This window comes from Pseudoalteromonas sp. PB2-1, from assembly GCF_045040605.1.
Lineage (GTDB): Bacteria > Pseudomonadota > Gammaproteobacteria > Enterobacterales > Alteromonadaceae > Pseudoalteromonas > Pseudoalteromonas arabiensis.
The window spans coordinates 2445341-2468166 of record NZ_CP090667.1 but is presented as its reverse complement, the minus strand read 5'-3'; the positions used below and the strand labels follow the sequence as shown (position 1 = coordinate 2468166).

General features: G+C 41.3%; 19 protein-coding genes and 5 tRNA genes. 19 read left to right on the top strand and 5 right to left on the bottom strand.

Features of this window, described 5'->3' with window-relative positions; genetic code table 11:
• Window positions 1-10 precede the first annotated feature (10 nt).
• From folC to purF, 4 genes are all read left to right on the top strand, one after another.
• Window positions 11-1276 (top strand): bifunctional tetrahydrofolate synthase/dihydrofolate synthase, encoded by a 1266-nt coding sequence (folC, locus tag L0Z67_RS11560; protein WP_237114280.1) that lies wholly within the window; start codon window positions 11-13, stop codon window positions 1274-1276.
• A gap of 11 nt (window positions 1277-1287) precedes the next feature.
• The gene (locus tag L0Z67_RS11555) at window positions 1288-1917 is read left to right on the top strand and encodes an SPOR domain-containing protein (protein ID WP_237114279.1); all 630 of its coding nucleotides are present in this window, start codon (window positions 1288-1290) and stop codon (window positions 1915-1917) included.
• A 61-nt stretch (window positions 1918-1978) separates the two neighbouring features.
• On the top strand, window positions 1979-2473 hold the full coding sequence (locus tag L0Z67_RS11550; RefSeq protein ID WP_036969851.1) for a CvpA family protein: 495 nt from the start codon (window positions 1979-1981) through the stop codon (window positions 2471-2473).
• Between the two features lie 18 nt (window positions 2474-2491).
• The gene (purF, locus tag L0Z67_RS11545; RefSeq protein WP_405128051.1) at window positions 2492-4018 is read left to right on the top strand and encodes an amidophosphoribosyltransferase; all 1527 of its coding nucleotides are present in this window, start codon (window positions 2492-2494) and stop codon (window positions 4016-4018) included.
• A gap of 73 nt (window positions 4019-4091) precedes the next feature.
• On the opposite strand, the gene L0Z67_RS11540 is transcribed toward purF, so the two are convergent.
• Entirely contained in the window at window positions 4092-4691 is a 600-nt protein-coding gene (locus L0Z67_RS11540; protein WP_062569839.1) for a Yip1 family protein, read from the bottom strand.
• 229 nt (window positions 4692-4920) lie between these two features.
• Between L0Z67_RS11540 and miaE the strand changes: the two genes are divergently transcribed.
• Window positions 4921-5679, top strand: a complete 759-nt coding sequence (gene miaE, locus L0Z67_RS11535; RefSeq protein ID WP_062570042.1) for a tRNA isopentenyl-2-thiomethyl-A-37 hydroxylase MiaE — start codon at window positions 4921-4923, stop codon at window positions 5677-5679.
• Between the two features lie 245 nt (window positions 5680-5924).
• Window positions 5925-7049 (top strand): hypothetical protein, encoded by a 1125-nt coding sequence (locus L0Z67_RS11530; RefSeq protein ID WP_405128050.1) that lies wholly within the window; start codon window positions 5925-5927, stop codon window positions 7047-7049.
• A gap of 64 nt (window positions 7050-7113) precedes the next feature.
• Here L0Z67_RS11530 and L0Z67_RS11525 read toward each other — a convergent pair whose 3' ends face one another.
• The 3 genes from L0Z67_RS11525 to L0Z67_RS11515 form a co-directional block, all read right to left on the bottom strand.
• A complete protein-coding gene (locus L0Z67_RS11525) occupies window positions 7114-7872 on the bottom strand; it encodes a substrate-binding periplasmic protein (RefSeq protein ID WP_405128049.1) in 759 nt (252 codons plus the stop codon).
• Window positions 7873-7962: 90 nt separating this feature from the next.
• Window positions 7963-8694 (bottom strand): UDP-2,3-diacylglucosamine diphosphatase, encoded by a 732-nt coding sequence (locus tag L0Z67_RS11520; protein WP_237114277.1) that lies wholly within the window; start codon window positions 8692-8694, stop codon window positions 7963-7965.
• Between the two features lie 53 nt (window positions 8695-8747).
• The gene (locus L0Z67_RS11515) at window positions 8748-9239 is read right to left on the bottom strand and encodes a peptidylprolyl isomerase (protein WP_062569843.1); all 492 of its coding nucleotides are present in this window, start codon (window positions 9237-9239) and stop codon (window positions 8748-8750) included.
• 177 nt (window positions 9240-9416) lie between these two features.
• Between L0Z67_RS11515 and cysS the strand changes: the two genes are divergently transcribed.
• Both cysS and L0Z67_RS11505 read left to right on the top strand, forming a co-directional pair.
• Entirely contained in the window at window positions 9417-10796 is a 1380-nt protein-coding gene (gene cysS / locus L0Z67_RS11510) for a cysteine--tRNA ligase (protein WP_237114276.1), read from the top strand.
• 137 nt (window positions 10797-10933) lie between these two features.
• Complete coding sequence (locus L0Z67_RS11505) at window positions 10934-11818, top strand: DMT family transporter (protein ID WP_237114275.1); 885 nt, start codon at window positions 10934-10936, stop codon at window positions 11816-11818.
• Window positions 11819-11863: 45 nt separating this feature from the next.
• Here L0Z67_RS11505 and folD read toward each other — a convergent pair whose 3' ends face one another.
• Window positions 11864-12718 carry a bifunctional methylenetetrahydrofolate dehydrogenase/methenyltetrahydrofolate cyclohydrolase FolD gene (gene folD / locus L0Z67_RS11500; protein ID WP_062569846.1) on the bottom strand — a complete coding sequence of 285 codons (855 nt, stop codon included), beginning with the start codon at window positions 12716-12718 and terminating at the stop codon, window positions 11864-11866.
• A 327-nt stretch (window positions 12719-13045) separates the two neighbouring features.
• Between folD and L0Z67_RS11495 the strand changes: the two genes are divergently transcribed.
• From L0Z67_RS11495 to ppiD, 11 genes are all read left to right on the top strand, one after another.
• A tRNA-Pro gene (locus L0Z67_RS11495) sits at window positions 13046-13122 on the top strand.
• Between the two features lie 50 nt (window positions 13123-13172).
• A tRNA-Arg gene (locus L0Z67_RS11490) sits at window positions 13173-13249 on the top strand.
• Between the two features lie 23 nt (window positions 13250-13272).
• Window positions 13273-13348 (top strand) — tRNA-His (locus tag L0Z67_RS11485).
• Between the two features lie 16 nt (window positions 13349-13364).
• Window positions 13365-13441, top strand: a tRNA-Pro gene (locus L0Z67_RS11480).
• 124 nt (window positions 13442-13565) lie between these two features.
• A tRNA-Pro gene (locus L0Z67_RS11475) sits at window positions 13566-13642 on the top strand.
• 440 nt (window positions 13643-14082) lie between these two features.
• Window positions 14083-15387, top strand: coding sequence for a trigger factor (gene tig, locus L0Z67_RS11470; RefSeq protein WP_062569848.1), 1305 nt, complete (start codon window positions 14083-14085; stop codon window positions 15385-15387).
• Between the two features lie 274 nt (window positions 15388-15661).
• The gene (clpP, locus tag L0Z67_RS11465; RefSeq protein ID WP_062569849.1) at window positions 15662-16279 is read left to right on the top strand and encodes an ATP-dependent Clp endopeptidase proteolytic subunit ClpP; all 618 of its coding nucleotides are present in this window, start codon (window positions 15662-15664) and stop codon (window positions 16277-16279) included.
• Between the two features lie 134 nt (window positions 16280-16413).
• Complete coding sequence (clpX, locus tag L0Z67_RS11460; RefSeq protein WP_062569850.1) at window positions 16414-17697, top strand: ATP-dependent protease ATP-binding subunit ClpX; 1284 nt, start codon at window positions 16414-16416, stop codon at window positions 17695-17697.
• 143 nt (window positions 17698-17840) lie between these two features.
• Window positions 17841-20201: an endopeptidase La gene (gene lon, locus L0Z67_RS11455; protein WP_062569851.1), complete on the top strand. Its 2361-nt coding sequence runs from the start codon at window positions 17841-17843 to the stop codon at window positions 20199-20201.
• 193 nt (window positions 20202-20394) lie between these two features.
• Window positions 20395-20685, top strand: a complete 291-nt coding sequence (locus tag L0Z67_RS11450) for an HU family DNA-binding protein (RefSeq protein WP_175580427.1) — start codon at window positions 20395-20397, stop codon at window positions 20683-20685.
• A 200-nt stretch (window positions 20686-20885) separates the two neighbouring features.
• Window positions 20886-22787 carry a peptidylprolyl isomerase gene (ppiD, locus tag L0Z67_RS11445; protein ID WP_062569852.1) on the top strand — a complete coding sequence of 634 codons (1902 nt, stop codon included), beginning with the start codon at window positions 20886-20888 and terminating at the stop codon, window positions 22785-22787.
• Window positions 22788-22826 lie beyond the last annotated feature (39 nt).

Genomic DNA, 22826 nt, shown 5'->3' with positions numbered 1-22826 from the left:
ATTAATCGCTATGACAGAAATCCTTCCTAGCCAATCATCAAGCCTTGATGATTGGCTTTGTTATTTAGAAAGTGTTCACCCTGCCAATATCGAGATGGGTCTAGAGCGCGTTGCTCGCGTTGCAAACCAAATTGGCTTACTCGATACACCGAGCAAAATAATCTTAATTGCAGGTACCAATGGTAAAGGCACCACAGCGCGTTGCCTAGAAAGCCTATTACTAGCACAAGGTTTTAGTGTGGGTACATATGCTTCTCCACACCTAATTCGTTACAACGAACGCGTACGTATTAATGGCCAAGAGCTTGATGACCAATTCCATGTTGATGCTTTCGATATGCTGGAAAAGGGCCGTGGTGAGACGCCACTGACGTATTTTGAGTACGGTACGTTAGGTGCACTGGCAATTTTTAAACGACACGCTGTTGATTATGTATTGTTAGAAGTGGGTTTAGGTGGCCGCTATGATGCGACGAATATTGTCACACCACATGCGTGTGTGATCACAACTATCGATCTAGACCATAAAGAATACCTAGGTGATACACGCGAGCTTGTTGGCTACGATAAAGCAGGTATTTTCCGACCTCACATCCCCGCAATTGTGGGTGACTTAGAGATTCCGCATACAGTAACTGATTACGGTAATGAAATTGATGCTGATATGGTGTTATCTGGCCGTGATTTTAAATTCACTGAAGACAGTGAAGGTTTTAATTGGCAGTACAAAGGTAAAGATTGGCGCTTAGCTAAACCTGCGATCCCTTGTCAAAATGCTGCCACTGCGTTGACCTTATTGGCTAAACTTGACTTACTACCTAGTGAGCAACAAGTACGTGATTGTTTAGCTAATTTAACAGTTGAAGGACGTTTTCAGCAGCTAAATGAACAGCCACTTATTTTTACCGATGTGGCACATAACCCTGAATCGGCCCGTTATTTGGCGCGTAAATTAAGCGTGTATAAAGATCAAGGGTTTAAAATTCATGCATTAGTCGCTATGCTTGCAGATAAAGATAAAGTAGCAGCAATGTCAGCCGTGGCGGATGTTGTTCATGAGTGGTCGTTAGCCAGTTTAGATTGTTTTCGCGGCGATAAGGTTGAAAACCTTGCAAAGGCATTGGCTGAAACGACATCAACAGCGCCTAGTACGCAATATGACAGTGTTGAAACTGCGCTAGACACACTATTACCAAATGTAGACAATAACACCTTAGTAATTGTGTTTGGCTCATTTATAACCGTGGCTGCAGCAATCAGCTATTTTAAAAAATAGAGAGGAATTCGGTGAACGCAGGGTTTATTAATCGCTTAGTAGGGACCACCATAGTGGTTGTGGCGGCTATTGTCTTTATTCCAAATATTTTGGATGGAGAGAAAGTTCACTATACAGAAGGTTTTAAAGCAATTCCTGAACGCCCTGAGTTCACAACGATTGACTTACAAGATGAAATTGATAGTAAAGTTGCCTCTGCAGAGCAGCCTGCTGAAATACCTGTCGAAAGTGCACAAGCGAATGATGCTGAGCTTACAGCAGAGCAAACTGAGCAATTTGATGATGCACCTAAAATGGTTGAAGCATCAACTCAAGATTCTGTTGAAGTTGTTAAAGCAGCCAAGCCAGTAGTAAAAACATCGGAGCCTGCCCGTAAGCCAGAAGAAAACCTCACGCAAATGGCTTATGTAATCCAATTAGGTAGTTTCTCACATGCGCCTAATGTAAAGTCGTTACTTGAAAAGCTCAAAGCGAATGGCTTTAAAACCTTTACTCGTCCAATCAAAACCCCGAACGGAACACTGACAAAAGTCTTTGTAGGTCCTTCACTTAGCAAGAAAGAGTTAGAAAGTAAGCTTGTTGAGTTAAAGCAGTTAACCAAGTTAAACGGCAAAGTTACTCAGTTTGAAATTACAAAATGATCTGGCAATTCCTCCGCTTGTCTTATAGAATGCGCCCCAAATTAACGACTAGTTGGTTCTTATGATCTGGGTTGATTACGCCATACTTGGCATTATTGCACTATCCACTATCATCGGCTTAATACGTGGCTTCGTAAAAGAAGCAATGTCATTAGCTGTATGGGCTGGCGCATTTATCATCTCTAGTTTGTTTTACCAATATTTAGCTTCCTTCCTAACAAGTATTTCAGAACCCCTTTTAAGAAATGCAGCCGCAATAGCCATATTATTCTTTGCGACACTCCTGTTGGGTGGATTACTAAACTATATTTTAGGTGAGCTTGTACAACGTACTGGTTTATCTGGCACCGACCGTGTATTCGGCATAGTGTTTGGTGCTCTTCGTGGCGTGTTGGTCGTAAGCGCGTTACTCTTCTTTCTTGATGCTTTTACCGGTGCACCTAATACGCACTGGTGGGGTAACTCTATTTTGATTCCAGAATTTGGCTTTGTTGTTGAGTGGTTTTTTTCGTACCTCGAAAACAACTCGAGCTTTTTAAATTCGGTAAACCGTTAATCGGCGAGGATAAATTTAATGTGTGGTATCGTTGGCATAGTCGGAACTTCTCCTGTTAATCAGGCGCTGTATGATGGCTTAACTGTTTTGCAACACCGCGGTCAAGATGCAGCTGGCATCATTACCATTGAAAATAATACGTTTAGCTTACGTAAAGCCAACGGCCTTGTGAAAGATGTGTTTCATACCCGTCACATGAAACGCCTTCAAGGTACGATTGGTATTGGTCATGTTCGCTATCCGACAGCTGGATCTTCTAGCTCGTCGGAAGCGCAACCTTTCTATGTTAACTCACCGTTTGGTATTGCACTTGCGCACAATGGTAATTTAACAAACGCAGAAGCATTAAAAGAGCAATTATTTTCAGAAGCTCGCCGTCATGTTAATACAACATCTGACTCTGAAATATTACTTAATATCATGGCGCATGAGTTAAGTAAGCCTAATAAACTTAAACTCGATGCTGAAGATATATTTACAGCAGTAACACAAGTAAATAACAAAGTAACGGGTGGTTACGCAACAATAGCAATGATTATCGGCCACGGTATTGTTGCCTTTCGTGACCCGAACGGTATTCGTCCGCTTGTATTTGGTAAGCGTGAAACAGCGAACGGTACTGAGTACATGTTTGCATCAGAAAGCGTTGCATTAAAAACAGATGGCTTTGAGTTTGTCCGCGATGTAGCGCCAGGTGAAGCTATTTACGTAACTGAAGAAGGTCAGCTTTTCTCACAAGCGTGTGCAGAAAAAGCAACGTATTCGCCGTGTATTTTTGAGTTCGTTTATTTTGCGCGACCAGATTCAACCATTGATCGTATGTCTGTTTATGCAACGCGTGTAAACATGGGGACTAAGTTAGGTGAAAAGATAGCACGTGAATGGGCTGATAAAGACATCGACGTGGTTATTCCAATCCCTGAAACATCATGTGATGTGGCGCTTGAGATTGCATCAGCGCTTAACCTGCCATACCGTCAAGGTTTCGTTAAAAACCGCTACATTGGCCGTACCTTCATCATGCCAGGTCAAGAAATGCGTAAGAAGTCAGTTCGTCAAAAACTGAATGCCATTGACCGTGAGTTCAAGGGCAAAAACGTATTGCTTGTCGATGACTCAATTGTTCGTGGTACTACGTCAGCGCAAATCGTTGAGATGGCTCGTGAGTCGGGTGCAAAGAATGTTTATTTTGCATCAGCTGCACCAGAAATTCGTTTCCCGAATGTCTATGGAATTGACATGCCTTCGGCTGCTGAGTTAATTGCTCATGGTCGTGAAGTGGAAGATATTAATGCAAGCATTGGTGCTGATGGTCTCATTTTCCAGTCTCTTGATGATTTAATCTCAGCGGTGAGCCAAGAAAACCCTGAAATCACGCGTTTTGAAACCTCGGTATTCGATGGACAATATATAACGGGTGATATCGATCAAGAATATCTTAACCATATCGATCGTCTACGTAATGATTCTGCAAAATCAACGCGTGAAAACGCAATGTCTTCAGGTTTAGAATTACATAACCAAGAAGAAAACAGTGCAGACTAATTAGTTTTTAGACTAATACATGAAAAAGGAGCTAGATAGCTCCTTTTTTGCTTGTGGAAAGAAAGGAAATAATTTAGGTAAACATCGGGTGGACAATACCGTTTGTCCACAGAATTGCTGTCGCAGCAAGGATTATGACCAGTAGAATTAATCCGCAAGTGACCACTGAACTGGCATAAATAAAGCCTCGTTCTTCAGGAATGTGCATTAAAATTGGCACCCCAGTGTAGAGCAGGTAAACAGAGTAGGCGAGGGCTACAAGGCCTACACACACCACAAACCAAAGCTCTGGTAGAAACGCCGCAAATGAAGACATAAACACCGGCGTTGCTGTGTAAGCAGCAAGTTCTAGGGTTTGAGTAAAGGTAGGTTTTGCACCAAAGGTCACGGCCATCCAATGCGCCAAGTAAGCCAGTGCAAATACGCCAACTATAAGCGCAAAGTACATGGCTATCGCAATCAGAAGCGCGCTATCATGCGTTAAAAATACTGCCTCGCCAGAGCCAATGCTCCAACCTAGATGGACTGATGAATAATAGCCCATGATGGATGGAATACATGCAATGAGTAAGATGTGCGATAAGCTATAACGCAAGCTTTCATGGCGGTTATCAATTGTTTGCCATTCTTCGAGTGGGTGGGCGTATAAGCCCCATAAGTGGTTCAAAATCATAATTGTTGCCCCTGTAAATAGGAATATGAGCTGTTTTATTTTTGTACAGCTTTGATTAAGTTATGGTCCACTTATTAAATATTGTCAAGAACCTGAAATACTGGAAGTGACGGGCCATGTATAAGTCTTTAGTACATATAGAAATTAGTTTTGCACTGATATGGGTCATAGAATGGCGGTGTATTTATATGGTAAAATCTAACCACGTTTATTGATGAGAATTTATTTAGTGCCTTACTCTGCTTTACTCGCTCCTATCCATTCTTTTTTAAAGTGTGAAACGCCAGATGAGTGGATTGCTGCGGCAATCAAACAAGAAAACTTAGATGTGGTATTAATTGATCACCTTATTTGTGAATTGAAAGCTGCTCAGTCAGCGATGTTTTTAATTCGTAAGTATGCAGTTGATAAGGAAAGTGGTGATGCATTACTTGCATGGCTAAAACCTTTTGAAACACTTATTTATAAACGAGAAGGGGATTGGCGAGAGCTTGCAGATAAAAACAAGCTAACTAAATCAATGATCCCAAAATCGAACTCGCCTTACGGGCAAGATCTGATTGATAAAATGGTCATGCTTATAAAAGAAGAGCTGCATCACTTTTATCAAGTGCTTGAGATCATGGATGAGTATGGTATTGAATATAAAAGCATTACGCCATGTCGCTACGCAAAGGGTATGCTGCGCCATGTAAAAACCTATGAGCCAGATGCGCTAGTCGATAAACTCATTATCGGTGCTTACATCGAAGCCCGCTCGTGTGAACGGTTTGCTAAGCTCGCTCCTCATGTTGATAAGCGGTTAGGGGATTTTTATATTTCATTACTGCGCTCAGAAGCCCGTCATTACCAAGATTACTTGACCCTTGCACAGGAAATCAGTGAATTTGATATTACCGAGCGTGTTGATTTTTTTGGTCAAATTGAGGCTGAGCTGATTGCAACGCCTGATGACGATTTTAAGTTTCACAGTGGCGTGCCAGTTTAAAAAGCGATGTAATCCAACAGCAAGGAGCGATTATTAATAAGCTCTTTGCTATCATTTTACTTTCTTATTTTATAAAACCTACCCCCAGCTATTTTCAAGAGCCTTATTCTTTATAAAAAAATAAATATTGACAATGCTGTAAATCTAAAGTACCCATAAATGGTCCAAAGTATTGACGTATGTATTTTATAACCTTGATTAAAACAAAATGGATGACCCCTTGATATTGAGGGTAAGGAAATAAGATGAAATATAAGTTGATATTAATGTTGGCTGTAAGCGCTTTGTTTATTGCAAATGATGCTGCAGCAGCACTTACAGAAGCAAAAGCGTGTGATACATGTGACTATAGAGAGGCACTGCGTATTGCAAAATTATATTATGAGAGGCCTAACTGTGAAGTTAGGAATTTAAATGATGGTAAGCCAGAGTTTGGGGTAACGACCTATCTTTGTAATATAACTTCAAAAGAGGTTATTGTTGCTAATGCACTGCAGCGAGTGGCGTTTAAATTTATAATTACTACAGAGCAACAAACCCAGTATAGTAAAGCGGTAAAAGTCAAAGCAATAGATACTACACTCAATAGCGCTGAAGCCGCTGCACTTGATGACTTTTATGAGATAGATAGTGAATTTAGGCGGGCTGTGAATGAAGCCGGTACTGTTACAACTAACTCAACAGTGACTGTACATGCAGGAAACTGGGGGGATGATTCAACACGTTCCACGCTTGCTAGTTCTGATGAAAGTTGTGCCAATCACCCATCTTTTTATTTAACGAGCATTGATGCAAGTAGAAGTATTAAAAAAGAAATGCATGCTCAAATAGCCACTCGCCTTGGTAAAGGTAGCTGGAATGAGTTTATTACTGATACTCAAGTGAAAGTTTCGGGGATTCATATTGGTAAAAATAGTGCAGGGATTTCACTTTCATTAAGCCACGATAAAGTCGGTGTGTATGCAACGCGTTCTTATGGTAATTCAAGTAATAAATTAGTGTTTAAAGTGGGTTATCATGGTCAATCAATAACTAATGGGGCAAGAGATCTGAATCTTACTTTCACTCTAGATAGAGGGGCTTCACTCGTTGATGGCATTGAAATTGGCACTTTTATGAGTGGCATCAATGTTACTTTAACAGATACACTTGTTTCTAATTGTTTAATCGAAAATTTAGAAAGTATTGAAGGTGCAACAACGCAAATGAGTTCGCCTGGAGGTGGTGGAATTGGCGGGATTGTTACAGGCCCAGGAGAGGGGACGCTTATTAGAGGGGGTGGCTGTACTCGAGAAATAAATTATACAACCTGTTCGACCTCGGGTGGGGTGACAACTTGCACAAATAATTCCGTGAGCACTGGCTGTTAGGTTATTTTAGTATAGAGGCGTTATAGCCTCTATACTAAGCAAAATAAATGACTTACGAACTTGGCTAATTAAAATTTTTGCTAAGCAACGCTAAAACTTTGTCAGTTTGATTCGTGTCAAAATCATAACGTTTTAATATTTTTTCGGCGTCTCCATTTGCCACAATAGTTTGTAACCCTGTATATAAATCTTGCTGAAAATAGTCAGGTTGAGGGTGATCTTTGGCCGTAATAACGTGTAACATTTGAGTTGATAGGAAAGGGGTGATGACCTTTATTTCCGAGTGTTTGAAATTTTGCAAGGTTTCGTTATTTTCTAACCAGTATAATGCGACTTCTTTTGTGCCGGCAACGAGGTCTACACGGCCATGTATTAAAAGGGTTAAGCTTTCTATTAGACTATGTGTTGTCGTAACCGCAAGTTGAGGGTGGTGTTCAAACTCCTCACTTATAACATAGTCTTCTCCTTTGCTGATTGTGTAAGGAGTCAGAGAGTATAAGGAACCTGAATAGGTAATCTCACTATCAGCACGTTTCAAAAGCACAATATCAGCTGTCGCAAGAGGTAGAGAATAGGTAAATATTTTCGCCCTTTTTAGGGTATAAAAAGCACCAATAACCGCGACACGTTTATGTCGCTGCGCAAGCTTTAATGCGCGAGCCCAATGAGTATACTCAATCTCTACATTTTTATTTTGACTTTTTAGTGCGCTAACAACGAGTTCATGAACCCAGCCCGGCTTTTCGTTGTTGTCGATAAGGAAAGGTGGGAATGGTTCTGTGACTAATCGCCAAGTTTGGCTATAAGGAGAAAAACTTAGCATTAAACAACAAAACAAACAGGTTAACCGAACAATCATGACACACGCTTTTTAGTAAAAACTCTATTCAAGCATAGTCAAAGTTTCTATTATTTAAAGTGGCGAGCTGATTAGCTCTTGATTAGCAGGTGTAACCCTTAGGTACGACCCTTGCTCATACCAATCACCGAGTACAGTGCGAGTCAATGTCTTATTATTTACCCTGTAGTGATGTACGTTGGGTCTGTGTGTATGACCGTGGATCATATTAGCAACCTGATGCTTTTCAAACATTGCTAATACCGCATCTTCAGTTACATCAAGGATTTCTAACGCTTTGCCAGCTTGGCTTTGTTTAGATTTTTCACGAGCGTTGCGGGCAATCTTTTTGCGATACCAAAGCGGCATAGCAAGCATTAGTTTAGGCCACCACCAACCACGACTTTTTTTGCGGAACTTTTGATATTCAACATCTTGGGTGCACATTTCATCGCCGTGCAAGATAACTGTTGGAGTGCCATATAAATCAATAACGACCTGCTCAGGCAATAAAGTCATACTCGCGCTTTTTGCATAGCCTTCTCGCATAATAAAATCGCGATTGCCATGAATAAAAAACACCTCTGTACCACTTTCACTTACTAGGCCTAAACGTGCGGCAACACTCTTTGAAAGATCAGTCTGATAGTCATCACCTACCCATACTTCAAAAAAGTCACCCAAAATGTACAGTGCATCAACATCATCATTAATAATCTTGTTATCAAGAAAATCAAAAAATGCTGTGGTGATGTCAGGGCGGTTTTCTGTTAAATGGAGATCGGCAATAAAATAGCTTTGTTTCATGGTTACTCGCAAAAAAGCGGGCAAAGGCCCGCTTAAAAAACTTAACGGTTAAATTAGCTAACCGTTACTTTTTCGATGATTACATCTTCAAGTGGTACGTCTTGGTGGAAACCAGCGCTGCCAGTTGCAACACCTTTGATTTTGTTTACCACGTCCATACCTTCAACAACTTCTGCAAACACGCAGTAGCCCCAGCCTTGTGATGTTTCACTGCTGAAGTTTAAGAAGTCATTGTCGTTAACGTTAATGAAGAACTGTGCAGTCGCTGAATGTGGATCCGGCGTACGTGCCATTGCCAATGTACCTACTTTATTCGCAAGGCCATTATTAGCTTCGTTTTCGATAGGGTTGTTTACTTCTTTTTGAACCATACCTGGCTCAAAACCACCGCCTTGTACCATAAAACCATCAATTACACGGTGAAAAATAGTACCGTTGTAAAAGCCAGAGTTTGCATACTCTAAAAAGTTTTTAACTGTGTTTGGTGCATCGCTTTCGTGCATCTTGATAGTGATGTCACCAAAGTTTGTGTGTAGTACAACCATGAGGTTTCCTATATCTGGTTTAATAATGGGTCTATTTTATAGTAGTTGACTTGGATTAACAAAGAGCTTGTTGAGATAGATTAACAAAGTGCTTATTCAATTGATAAAGCGCTAGAGCAGCGGCTTTGCAAGTGTTACCATAAAGAATCTCAAAACACCGTTAAGGACATTTTATAAATGGTACAAATTTACAACACACTTACGCGACAAAAAGAGCAGTTTAAACCCCTTGTTGATGGCAAAATCGACATGTACGTGTGTGGTATCACCATTTATGATTACTGTCACATCGGTCATGCCCGTACATTCGTCGGTTTTGACGTCATTGTTCGTTACCTTCGCCACATTGGTTATGACTTAAAATATGTCCGTAACATTACTGATGTTGACGATAAAATTATCAAGCGTGCTAATGAAAATGGCGAATCAATCAATGATTTAACCTTGCGTATGACCAAGGCGATGCATGAAGACTTTGATAGCTTAAATATGCTGCGTCCAGATGTTGAGCCAACAGTGACAAACCATATGGATGAAATCATCGCGATGGTTGAGCGTTTAATTACTAAAGGCCATGCGTATGTTGCAGCAGATGGCGACGTATTGTTTGATGTATCAACCTTTGAGCAATACGGTGCTTTATCGCAACAAGACCTAACCATGCTACAGGCTGGTTCTCGCGTTGAAGTTGCACAAGATAAGCAAGATCCACTTGATTTCGTACTTTGGAAAAAAGCCAAGCCTGGCGAGCCATCATGGTCATCACCATGGGGAGAAGGGCGTCCTGGTTGGCACATCGAATGTTCGGCAATGAGCTCTAAACACCTAGGTGAGCACTTTGATATTCACGGTGGTGGTTCAGATCTACAGTTCCCGCACCATGAAAACGAAATTGCTCAGTCATGCTGTGCAAATAACGGTAAATACGTGAATACGTGGATCCACACAGGTATGGTACAGGTTAATAAAGAGAAGATGTCTAAGTCATTAAACAACTTCTTTACCGTGCGTGATGTATTAAAAGAGTACGATGCTGAATCAGTTCGATACTTCTTAATTTCAGGTCATTACCGTAGCCAGCTTAACTATTCGCAAGAAAACCTTGAGCAAGCGCGCTCTTCTCTTGAGCGAATTTACACTGCACTGCGCGGCGTAACGCCAATTAAATGCGATTTAGCAGGCAATGAATATGTGGCTAAATTCAGAAAGGCGATGGATGATGACTTCAACACCCCAGAAGCGCTACCTGTGTTATTTGAGTTAGCAAAAGAGCTAAACCGTGTTAAAGACAGCGATGCAGAGCAAGCAGGTAAACTTGCTTATGTATTGCGCAGTGTTGCAGAGGTATTAGGTGTAGCACAACAAGACCCAGAAGCTTTTTTACAAGGTGGCCAAGCTGATGACGAAGTTGCACATATCGAAGCGTTAATCGCAAAACGTAATGAAGCCCGTGCTAGTAAAGATTGGGCGGCGGCTGATGAAGCCCGTGATGCATTGAATGCACTTGGTGTGGTACTGGAAGATTCTGCTGGCAAAACAACATGGCGTAAAGCATAAGTATCAATCTAAAATTGCACATCAAAAGGTTGCCAATGTCGGCAACCTTTTTTGTTTTAAAAATTTATTCTTAATATTGACCTCAACTAAAGTTGAGGTTTTACCTTGGCGTTACTTTGCTTTAACAAGGACTGACTTTGAATATCTTACTTGCCATGATCCCTGCCTTTTTATGGGGTACCACTTACGCAGTAACTAAATATGCCACACCAGATTGGCCACCATTGTTATTAGGCGCAGTGCGTGCATTACCTGCAGGGTTATTACTTTTATTGCTTAAACCTAGTTTACCGACCCGCTCTCAGTGGCCAAGTTTATTGACCTTAGGCGCTGTGAATATTGCGCTGTTTTTTGCGTTTATTTTTATTATGGCAGTGAATCTTCCTGCTGCCATTGCTGGGGTAGGGATGGTGTCTGTGCCTGTTGTGGCTTTGTTATATGCTTGGCTTACGAAAGGGCAGCGCCCTGCAAAAATTCAAGCATTCTGCGCTATGACGCTGGTGGTATTGGCGTGGTTGTTGTTTGACCCAGCACACGTAGCATTGAATGTATTGGGAGTGGCTGCTTTATTTGGAGCTTTACTTACTATTGTGATTGGTAGCACCTTAGTACAAAGTTTGTCGGTGCATATACATTGGTGGGTTGTACTTACCTGGCAGTTAATCATTGGCGGCACTATTTTATTATTGGCTGCGTTTATTGATGGCAGTTTACTTCACTCAGAGCAATACCAAGTGGTATTTGAGCCTATCTCAACGCTGCAATATTCTGCATTCTTTTGGTTAATCGTGCCCAATACCGCCATCGCCTATATACTGTATGTGTGGTTATTAGGGCGTATGACTGTTGCTGAGTTTTCATTCGGGACTATTGCAAACCCAATTGCGGGTATCGTATGTGCTGTTATTTTACTTAGCGAGCAATACCAAGATTGGCAATACTTGATTATGGCCATGATGATCGTATTTTCAGTACTGCCACAGATGTTGAAGGTTATTCGTTCTAGTAGACAAAAAGCATAAACAAAAAGGGCTGCCAATTGGCAGCCCTTTTACAAAACTTAGCGTTTAGCTGTGATATTTTTCACAAGCTTCAAGCGTATTTTCGATTAAGCTTGCCACAGTCATCGGGCCAACACCACCAGGTACAGGCGTGATAAAATGTGCTTTTTGTTCTGCTACATCGTATTCAACGTCACCAACAAGCTTACCCGAATCAAGACGATTAATGCCCACATCAATCACAATGGCACCCTCTTTAACCCAGTCACCCGGAATAAACTCAGGCTTTCCAACCGCAACAACTAATAAATCAGCGCGGCGAACATGCGTTTCTAAATCTTGAGTAAACTTATGACACACCGTTGTTGTACAGCCTGCAAGTAAAAGTTCAAGTGACATAGGGCGACCAACAATGTTTGATGCGCCAACAACCACAGCATGCATGCCTTTGTAACGAACACCTGTAGAGTCGAGTAGGGTGATGATCCCCTTTGGCGTACAAGGACGAAGTGCAGGCATACGCTGCGCTAAGCGACCAATATTATACGGGTGGAAACCATCAACGTCTTTGTGAGGAGTGATACGCTCAAGAATTTTTTCAGCATCAAGGCCTTGCGGTAAAGGTAATTGAACTAAAATACCGTCTACTTCTTTGTCTTCGTTTAGTTGATCTATTAATGCAAGTAAATCTTGTTCAGTGGTGTCGCCAGGTAAATCATAAGACTTAGATACAAAGCCGACTTCTTCACATGCTTTACGTTTAGAACCAACATACACTTGGCTTGCTGGATCTTGACCTACTAACACGACTGCGAGTCCTGGAGCACGTAATCCGTTCGCTACACGCTCTGCAACGCGTTCTGCTACATTGCTGCGTACTTGTTTAGCTATTGCCTTACCATCGATGATGTTTGCCGTCATGGGTGACCTTTCATTGGGGTTAGTTAACTTGATACTGATACATTTAAATATGATTATCCGATAAAGGGGTGTGGATAAATAAATCATATTTATTTTATGTTGCGTATTTTCGCAGAAAAGCATCATAGCGCCAAGATGCAATCTTATATAAAGCGTCGATTTATAAAAAAGAGTCCAAATTTTAGCTTATATTTGCAATATTTAACCATTATGAACTAAAAGTGACCGATTGAATTATTTTCTTAAAAAAATGTTTGACCTAACCCAGCCAAATCACTATTATGCACCCCGTTGTTAACGAGGTCACTCGCAAACAATAGTAAGCATCGGCGATTAGCGCAGTTTGGTAGCGCACTTGGTTTGGGTCCAAGGGGTCGCAGGTTCAAATCCTGCATCGCCGACCACTTCTTCTTTAAGAAGCGGTGCTTACAGGCAAACTTTTGAAGTTTTCGATGCGCCCGTAGCTCAGCTGGATAGAGCAACGCCCTTCTAAGGCGTTGGTCGAAGGTTCGAATCCTTCCGGGTGCGCCATTTGAAAATATGTAAATGCCGTGGTGATTGTAGCTCAGTTGGTAGAGCCCCGGATTGTGATTCCGGTTGTCGTGGGTTCGAGCCCCATCAGTCACCCCAATTTACTCTAAGATATCGGCGATTAGCGCAGTTTGGTAGCGCACTTGGTTTGGGTCCAAGGGGTCGCAGGTTCAAATCCTGCATCGCCGACCACTTTTAGAAAGTTAAAGGTCAAAAAACGATTGGTTTGGGTATGTCCAATTCAGTCGAAGGTGCAAATTTTGTATCGCCGACCATTTTTCATAGTGGTCTTTATTTTCAAAACTTCTCTCAGTATCGGCGATTAGCGCAGTTTGGTAGCGCACTTGGTTTGGGTCCAAGGGGTCGCAGGTTCAAATCCTGCATCGCCGACCACTTTTAGAAAGTTCAAGGTCAAAGAACGATTGGTTTGGGTATATCCAATTCAGTCGCAGGTGCAAATTTTGCATCGCCGACCACTTTTAAGCTTTAATTCCTCACTAAAAGCTTCTTAAATTCATATTACATACCTTCAAACCAGCTTAATTCATCGTTGTTATTTTACTGCGTTCGTTTTTTACGCACTTGAACGCTGATTGCTGCTATATACGCCAAATAATTGCCCCCTAGACTCGACTATCATAAATATTAGGTTATAATGCCGCGTCTATTGTTTAACATAGTGCCCATAGAGGCAAAGCAGCAATGGTATCTCATGGTTACAATGCGCCGTTTTAAGTTGAAATTTTCAGCGTTAAAACTTGCTATCACTCATAGAGATCACCTTGTTTGTAAGGAAGGCGAACAGTCGCCAAAATTGAAGATTGAGGTAAATCATGCAAGTTTCTGTTGAGACGACTCAAGGCCTTGAGCGCCGTCTGACCATCACCGTTCCTGCAGAGAACGTTGAGACTGAAGTAAAAAAACGCTTACAACAACTGTCTAAAACCCAGCGTATCGATGGTTTCCGTCCTGGTAAAGTACCAGCGTCTATCATCAACAAGCGTTACGGTGCAGCAGTACGTCAAGAAGTTGCTGGCGAATTAATGCAACGCAACTACATTGAAGCAATCGTTTCAGAGAAAATTAACCCAGCAGGTGCGCCTACTTTCGCGCCAAAAGCGTTAGAAGCTGGTAAAGATTTAGAATTCGATGCAACTTTCGAAGTTTACCCAGAAGTTGAAATCCAAGGTTTAGATAAAATCGCTGTTGAAAAACCAGCTGTTTCTGTCACTGATGAAGACTTAGCTAACATGCTAGAAACGTTACGTAAGCAACATGCTTCGTGGACTGAAGTTGACGCAGCTGCAGGTGAAAATGACCGTGTAACTATCGATTTCGTTGGTTCTATCGACGGTGAAGAGTTTGAAGGTGGTAAAGCTGAAGACTTCCCTCTAGAACTTGGTCAAGGTCGTATGATCCCAGGTTTTGAAGACAACATCGTTGGCAAAAAAGCGGGCGAAGAAGTTGTTGCTGAAGTAACTTTCCCTGAAGAGTACCACGCTGAAAACTTGAAAGGTAAAGCGGCTTCTTTCACAATTACTGTGAAAAAAGTTGAAACTCAAGAGCTTCCTGAGCTTAATGATGAGTTCGCAACTAAATTCGGTGTAGCTGAAGGCGGTGTTGACGCTCTTAAAGAAGAAGTTAAAAAGAACATGACGCGTGAGCTTGACCAAGCGGTTAAAGCTAACGTTAAAGATCAAGCAATCAAAGGTCTTTTAGAAAATAACGAAATCGAAGTGCCAAAAGCGCTAGTAGATCAAGAAATTGATGCTCTACGTCAGCAAGCTGCACAACGTTTCGGTGGTGACGCTAAAAACATGCCTGAGCTTCCAGCTGAGCTTTTCCACGAGCAAGCTATTACTCGCGTTAAAACTGGCCTATTATTAGGTGAAGTTATCAAGGCGAACGAGCTTAAAGTTGATGATGCTAAAGTTGAAGAGCTAATTGCAACGGTTGCATCTGCATATGAAGATCCAACTGAAGTTGTAGAATATTACAAAGCAAACGATCAGCTTATGCAACAAATGCGCAACGTTGCTATGGAAGAGCAAGCAGTTGAAGCAATTCTAGCTAAAGCAAACGTGACTGACGTTGAAAAAGCATTCGACGACATCATGAATCCACAGCAAGGTGCTTAATAAGTCATTGACTTAAGCTCTCGCTAGCGATTAAATGGCTCGTGTTACTCTGTATTTATACAGCGTACCCGGGCCATTTTAGTTTGTGGATATTAGTTTCACAAAAACCAACAATGCTGATGTTATTGCAGAACTTTGTTCGACGAGGATTGAATTTGTTCTGATAAGTTCCTATATAGTTTAAAAGATTAAATAGATAGCTTTATTAATATTAGTATAAATGTGCTTTCCTTATTGTAAGGATGAGTCGCAGCGGATAAGGAATTAAACAAGAATGAACAGCGGTATGATAGACCCTCTAAACGCATTAGTCCCTATGGTTGTTGAGCAAACAGCGAAAGGTGAGCGCTCATATGATATATACTCTCGTCTTTTAAAAGAGCGCATTATTTTCTTAACTGGCCAAGTTGAAGATAACATGGCAAACCTGATTCTTGCGCAAATGCTATTTTTAGAATCAGAAAACCCAGAAAAAGATATTTATCTTTACATTAATTCGCCTGGTGGTTCAGTGACTGCTGGTATGGCAATTTACGATACAATGAATTTTATCAAACCGGATGTAAGCACAATTTGTGTCGGTCAAGCGGCAAGCATGGGTGCATTTTTGCTATCAGGTGGTGCTAAAGGTAAGCGTTTCTGTTTACCAAATTCACGTGTCATGATCCACCAACCATTAGGTGGTTTCCAAGGTCAGGCATCTGATTTTGAAATCCATGCGCGTGAAATTCTGTCAATTAAAGATAAGCTAAACCGTTTAATGGCTGAGCATACGGGTCAACCGTTAGATGTTGTATCGCGCGATACTGACCGCGATAACTTCATGACTGCTAGTGAAGCAGTTGAATATGGCTTAGTCGACTCGGTATTCACGAATCGTGAAACTAAGTAACCTGAATAGCTAGTAATTACGTATTATTAGCTATCACCTTTACTATGCGAAAACTAAAAATCTTTGATATAGTTACACATAGTGAATTAGCAGCAGATAGATGCTGCTACCAACGTAATAAAAGAGGTAGCTGAATGTCTGACACTCCTACAGACGGCGACAAAAGTAATAAATTGTTATACTGCTCTTTTTGTGGCAAAAGCCAGCATGAAGTACGTAAGTTAATTGCCGGTCCTTCAGTATACATTTGTGATGAATGTGTTGAGCTGTGTAACGATATTATCAGGGAAGAAATCAAAGACATTGCGCCTAAGCACAACGCGTCTGATAAACTGCCTGTACCAAAAGAGATTCGTAATCACTTAGATGACTATGTAATTGGCCAAGATCACGCGAAGAAAGTGTTATCTGTTGCAGTTTACAATCATTACAAGCGTCTACGTAATCAAACTATCAACCCAGATATCGAATTGGGTAAAAGTAATATCTTGCTAATTGGTCCTACGGGCAGTGGTAAAACACTTCTAGCTGAGACAATGGCACGTTTACTTGATGTACCATTTACTATGGCTGATGCGACTACGCTAACTGAAGCCGGTTATGTAGGTGAAGACGTTGAAAATATCATTCAAAAGCTACTGCAAAAGTGTGATTACGACGTAGAAAAAGCACAACGTGGTATCGTTTATATTGATGAAATTGATAAAATTTCACGTAAATCAGATAACCCGTCAATCACCCGAGATGTGTCTGGTGAAGGTGTTCAACAAGCTTTACTTAAATTAATCGAAGGTACGGTTGCATCAGTACCACCACAAGGTGGTCGTAAGCATCCGCAGCAAGAGTTTTTACAAGTTGACACATCTAAGATCTTATTTATCTGTGGCGGTGCATTTGCAGGCTTAGATAAAGTGATTGAACAGCGTAGTCATAAGAACACAGGTATTGGTTTTGGTGCTGAGGTTAAAAACTCATCAGGAAGCCGCAGCTTAAGTGAGACATTTAAAGATGTTGAGCCAGAAGATCTTGTAAAATATGGTTTAATCCCAGAGTTTATTGGTCGTCTACCTGTTGTTGCAACATTGACTGAACTTGATGAAGCCGCGCTTATTCAAATCCTTAGCGAGCCTAAAAATGCGTTAACAAAACAGTTTTCAGCACTTTTCGCGATGGAAGATGTTGAGCTTGAGTTCCGCGAAGATGCTTTATCAGCGATTGCACATAAAGCAATGGAGCGTAAAACAGGTGCACGTGGCTTACGCTCGATAGTTGAAGGTGTGTTACTCGATACTATGTATGAGCTGCCATCAATGGATGAAGTAAGCAAAGTTGTTATCGATGAAACAGTGATAAAAGGTGAGTCTGATCCAATTTTGATTTACCAAAGTGGTAATCAAGATAAAGCAGCATCAGAGTAATCTCCTGATAGTTCAAATATTAAGCAGTTAAGCATTAAAAAGGAGCCAAAGGCTCCTTTTTTTATAAATTTGTTGAACTTTCCCTTACATATCCCCATATACTTGAGTAATCTTTAAAATAAATGAAGTGCGAAGAGAATATAATGACGCTTGAGAGAACAGATCGAGTCGAAATCCCCGTGTTGGCACTGCGCGATGTCGTGGTTTATCCACACATGGTGATCCCGCTTTTTGTTGGTCGTGAAAAATCAATAAAATGCTTAGAAGCGGCGATGGACAAGGACAAACAAATTTTCCTAGTGGCGCAAAAAGACGCCTCAGTTGATGATCCGCAGCAAGATGATATTTACCGTGTGGGTACTATTGCCACAGTACTTCAGTTATTAAAGCTACCTGATGGCACCGTTAAAGTGCTTGTCGAAGGAACACAACGCGCAAGTGTAGAGAAGTTTCTAGATAATGATGATTTCTTTGTTGCAGAAGCGCAGTTCATTGAATCAAGCCATATCGACGAGCAAGAACAAGATATCTTCATCCGCAGCGCAATTAGCCAGTTTGAAGGCTATGTAAAGCTAAATAAGAAAATTCCACCAGAAGTACTTACTTCTGTGTCAGGTATCGATGAAGCTGCACGTCTGGCTGATACTATGGCGGCACATATGCCACTTAAGGTACCTGAAAAGCAAAAAGTGCTTGAGATTGCCGATGTAACAGAGCGTCTTGAGTACTTAATGGCGTTGATGGAAGGCGAGATAGATTTATTGCAAGTTGAGAAGAAAATTCGTACCCGCGTGAAAAAGCAGATGGAAAAATCGCAGCGCGAGTATTACCTCAACGAGCAAATGAAAGCCATCCAAAAAGAACTCGGTGAGCTTGATGATGTACCGGATGAATTCGAAGCGCTGAAAAAGCGTATTGAAGAGTCGGGCATGCCAAAAGAAGCACAAGAAAAAGCGAACGCTGAGCTTGCTAAGTTAAAAATGATGTCGCCAATGTCGGCAGAAGCGACTGTTGTGCGCTCGTACATTGATACATTAATCAATGTGCCTTGGAAAAAACGCTCAAAAGTGAAAAAAGACTTAGCGGGTGCGCAAAAGATTCTAGATACCGACCATTACGGCTTAGATAAAGTGAAAGAACGCATTATTGAGTATCTTGCTGTGCAGCAACGTACCAATAAGTTAAAAGGCCCTATTTTATGTTTAGTAGGACCTCCAGGTGTGGGTAAAACCTCATTGGGTCAGTCAATCGCGCGTTCTACAGGCCGTAAATATGTGCGTATGGCATTAGGCGGCGTACGTGATGAAGCTGAAATCCGTGGTCACCGCCGTACTTACATTGGTTCAATGCCTGGTAAGTTAATCCAGAATATGACCAAAGTGGGTGTGAAGAATCCATTATTCTTATTAGATGAAATTGATAAGATGTCATCGGATATGCGCGGAGACCCTGCTTCAGCATTACTTGAGGTGCTCGATCCAGAGCAAAATAGCCATTTTGCTGATCATTACCTTGAAGTGGATTATGACTTATCAGATGTCATGTTTGTTGCCACCTCAAACAGCTTTAATATCCCAGGTCCATTACTGGATCGTATGGAAGTGATTCGTTTATCGGGTTATACCGAAGATGAAAAGCTGAATATCGCAAAACAACACTTAATTCCAAAACAAGTGAAGCGTAACGGTTTAAAAGAGTCTGAGGTTGAGATAGCAGACAGTGCGATTATTGGTATTATTCGTTATTACACACGCGAAGCGGGCGTTCGTAACTTAGAACGTGAAGTATCAAAACTATGCCGTAAAGCGGTTAAGAATATCTTGCTTGATAAAGGCACCAAAAAGGTACTTATCGACGATAACAACCTTGAAGAATTCTTAGGTGTACAACGCTTTGACTATGGTAAAGCAGAAGATGGTGACCGCATTGGCCAAGTAACGGGCCTTGCGTGGACTGAGGTAGGTGGTGATTTACTGACTATCGAATCTGCTGCCGTACCGGGTAAAGGCAAACTAACTTATACCGGTTCTTTGGGCGATGTAATGCAAGAGTCAATTCAGGCAGCGATGACGGTCGTTCGTAATCGTGCTGAGAAACTACGCATTAATAGCGACTTTTACGAAAAGCGTGATATTCATGTGCATGTACCTGAAGGCGCAACACCAAAAGATGGCCCAAGTGCGGGTATTGCCATGGTGACAGGCTTAGTATCGAGCTTAACTGGGAACCCTGTACGCTCTGATGTCGCCATGACTGGTGAAATTACACTTCGCGGTGAAGTATTACCAATTGGCGGCCTTAAAGAAAAGCTACTTGCAGCACATCGTGGTGGAATTAAAACTGTTATTATTCCAAAAATTAACGAACGTGACTTAAAAGAGATCCCTGATAACGTATTAGAGGGCCTTGAAATTCACCCAGTTACTTGGATTGATGACGTTTTAAAACTGGCTTTAAAGCACCCAGTTGAGAGTTTTTCTGTCGAAACTGAAAAAAACCAGTAAAAAACCGCAAAAAAGTGCATTTAGGGGCTTTTCAAATACCAAAGGTATGATAAGTTAAGCACTAGTTTTCAAGCCTAGGCCTTATGTGGCCTAGGGTTGAGAAAAATATAATAAACTGAGCATAAACTTAATTTGCTCATAAATTTTCAAAACAGTGATGTTAATTTAAAAACAATCGCTCTTGATAATAACAATGAAAGAGGATGATATTGTGAATAAATCTCAATTAATCGATCAAATCGCAGCTGATGCTGACATTTCTAAAGCGGCTGCTGGTCGTGCACTAGATTCATTCATCGAGGCTGTTTCAGGCGCTCTTAAAGATGGCGATTCAGTAGCGCTAGTTGGCTTTGGTACTTTCTCTGTACGTGAGCGCGCAGCACGTTCAGGCCGTAACCCGCAAACTGGTGAAACTATCCAGATTGCTGCAGCAAATATTCCTTCTTTCAAAGCAGGTAAAGCGCTGAAAGACGCAGTAAACTAATCAACACACGATTAGTTAGGTGAAAGATACTTAATTGCACTTAGATCAAATTAAGTATCTTAGCGCCAGTTACTTCAAGTGGAAAAGCGTATCTGGTAAGATACGCTTTTTTTACATGAGCAGGGTTGATACCAAGCCGCAATGATACTTCATTAAGCTAATTGGTATAATTTTTACCTGATCAGAATAGAGATAAATAAATGCTTGAGAAAATCAGAGAAGGTTCGCAGGGACCTGCAGCCAAAATTATTTTAGGCGCGGTGATTTTATCTTTTGCTTTAGCTGGGATTGGTGGTTATTTAGGACAAACCACAGAGCAGCCCGTTGCAGAAGTAAATGGAGTTAAAATTAGCCAAACCGAGTTCAGCCGTGCGTACCAAAACGAACGCAGCCGTTTAGAGCAACAATTTGGTGAATACTTCGCACAAATCGCTGCCGATCCAAATTACATGGCGCAAATTCGTCAAGGTGTCATCGACCGTTTAGTACAACAAGAATTGCAAACTCAACTAGCGGCAGAATTGGGTCTTCGCGTCAGTGATGAAAGTATTCGTAAAGCTATTTTAGAAATGCCTTACTTCCAAGTTGGCGGCCAATTTAGCAATGACCGTTACTTACAAGTTATTCGTCAAATGAACTTCCAACCAGACGCTTTTCGTGAGTATTTACGTGAAGATATGACACGCAGCCAATTGGTTGGTGCAGTGGCGGGCAGTGATTTTGTTTTAGAAAACGAATTAAATAATACTGTAGCGCTGCAACAACAAACACGTAGCATTGATTATGTGGTTGTTGATAAAGAGTCTTTGCAAGAGGGTATTGAAGTCACTGAGCAAGAGATTGCGGATTACTACGACTTAAACCAACCGCAGTTTTTGTCACCAGAGCAAGTATCGGTAAGCTATATTGACCTAAATGCAGCAAATCTTGAATTAGATTCAAGTGTCTCTGAAGATGACGTAAAAGCATACTATGACCAAAACAGCGCACAATACGTTGAGCCTGAAAAACGTCGTGTTTCGCATATCTTAATTGATAACAGTGAAGATGATGATGCCGCAAAAGCGAAAGCTGAAGAGCTATTAACACAGCTTAATAACGGTGCCGATTTTGCTGAATTAGCTGAATCATCATCTGATGATGTTGTTAGCGCTGAAATGGGCGGTGACTTAGATTGGATTGAACGCGACATGATGGACCCCGCGTTTGAAGACGCAACTTATGCTCTTGAAAATAAAGGTGACATATCAGGCGTTGTAGAATCAGAATTTGGTTATCACATCATTAAGCTTACTGACATCCAAACACAGCAAGTAAAACCGTATGCAGACGTAAAAGATGAACTTCGCGCTGAACTTGAACGCTCTAAGAAAGTTAATGCGTTTTATGAGAAGCAAACTCAAATGGGTGAACTTGCGTTTGAAATTTCAGATACTTTAACAGATGCTGCAGATGTAGCTGGCGTAGAAGTACAAAAAACGGAACTTGTTACACGTAATGCGTTACCTGAACCGCTAAACAACCCTCAAGTAGTTGCTGCCATTTTCTCACCTGAAGTGTTAGAAGATCGCATGAACTCAGAAGTGATTGAAGTCGGTGATGAGCATGCTATCGTTGTGCGTGTAAATGATCATAAAGCGGCTACAACTAAACCGCTAGAAGACGTTTCTGAGCAAATCAAAGCAACATTAGTAGCACAAAAAGCATCGGAACTTGCTAAAGAAAAAGCACGTACTCTGTATGCTGATATTGAAGCTGGAAAGAGCTTAAATGATGTAGCAACGGCTGAAGGACTAACTGTTCGTCAAGAAGCTGCGCTTGCTCGTCAAGCTTATACGGTGTCGCCTGCAATTGTTCAACAAGCATTTAAAATGGCACACCCTGAAGATAAGCCAGTTGTTGATGTTGTTGACCTAAGCAATGGTGATACAGCAATCGTTGCATTAAAAGCTGTTAATGAAGCACCTAAAGCTGAAATTAATGAGCAACAAAAGCAAAATATCACCATGGCTCAAGTGAATAAAAACTACATGGTATTTATTGCTGCACTTAAAGCGCAAGCTGATATTCAGGTACCAAAAGTGGTTCAAGCTGCTGAATAAGTAGCAAAACGACTTAAGTAAAAGGCGCCTCTGGCGCCT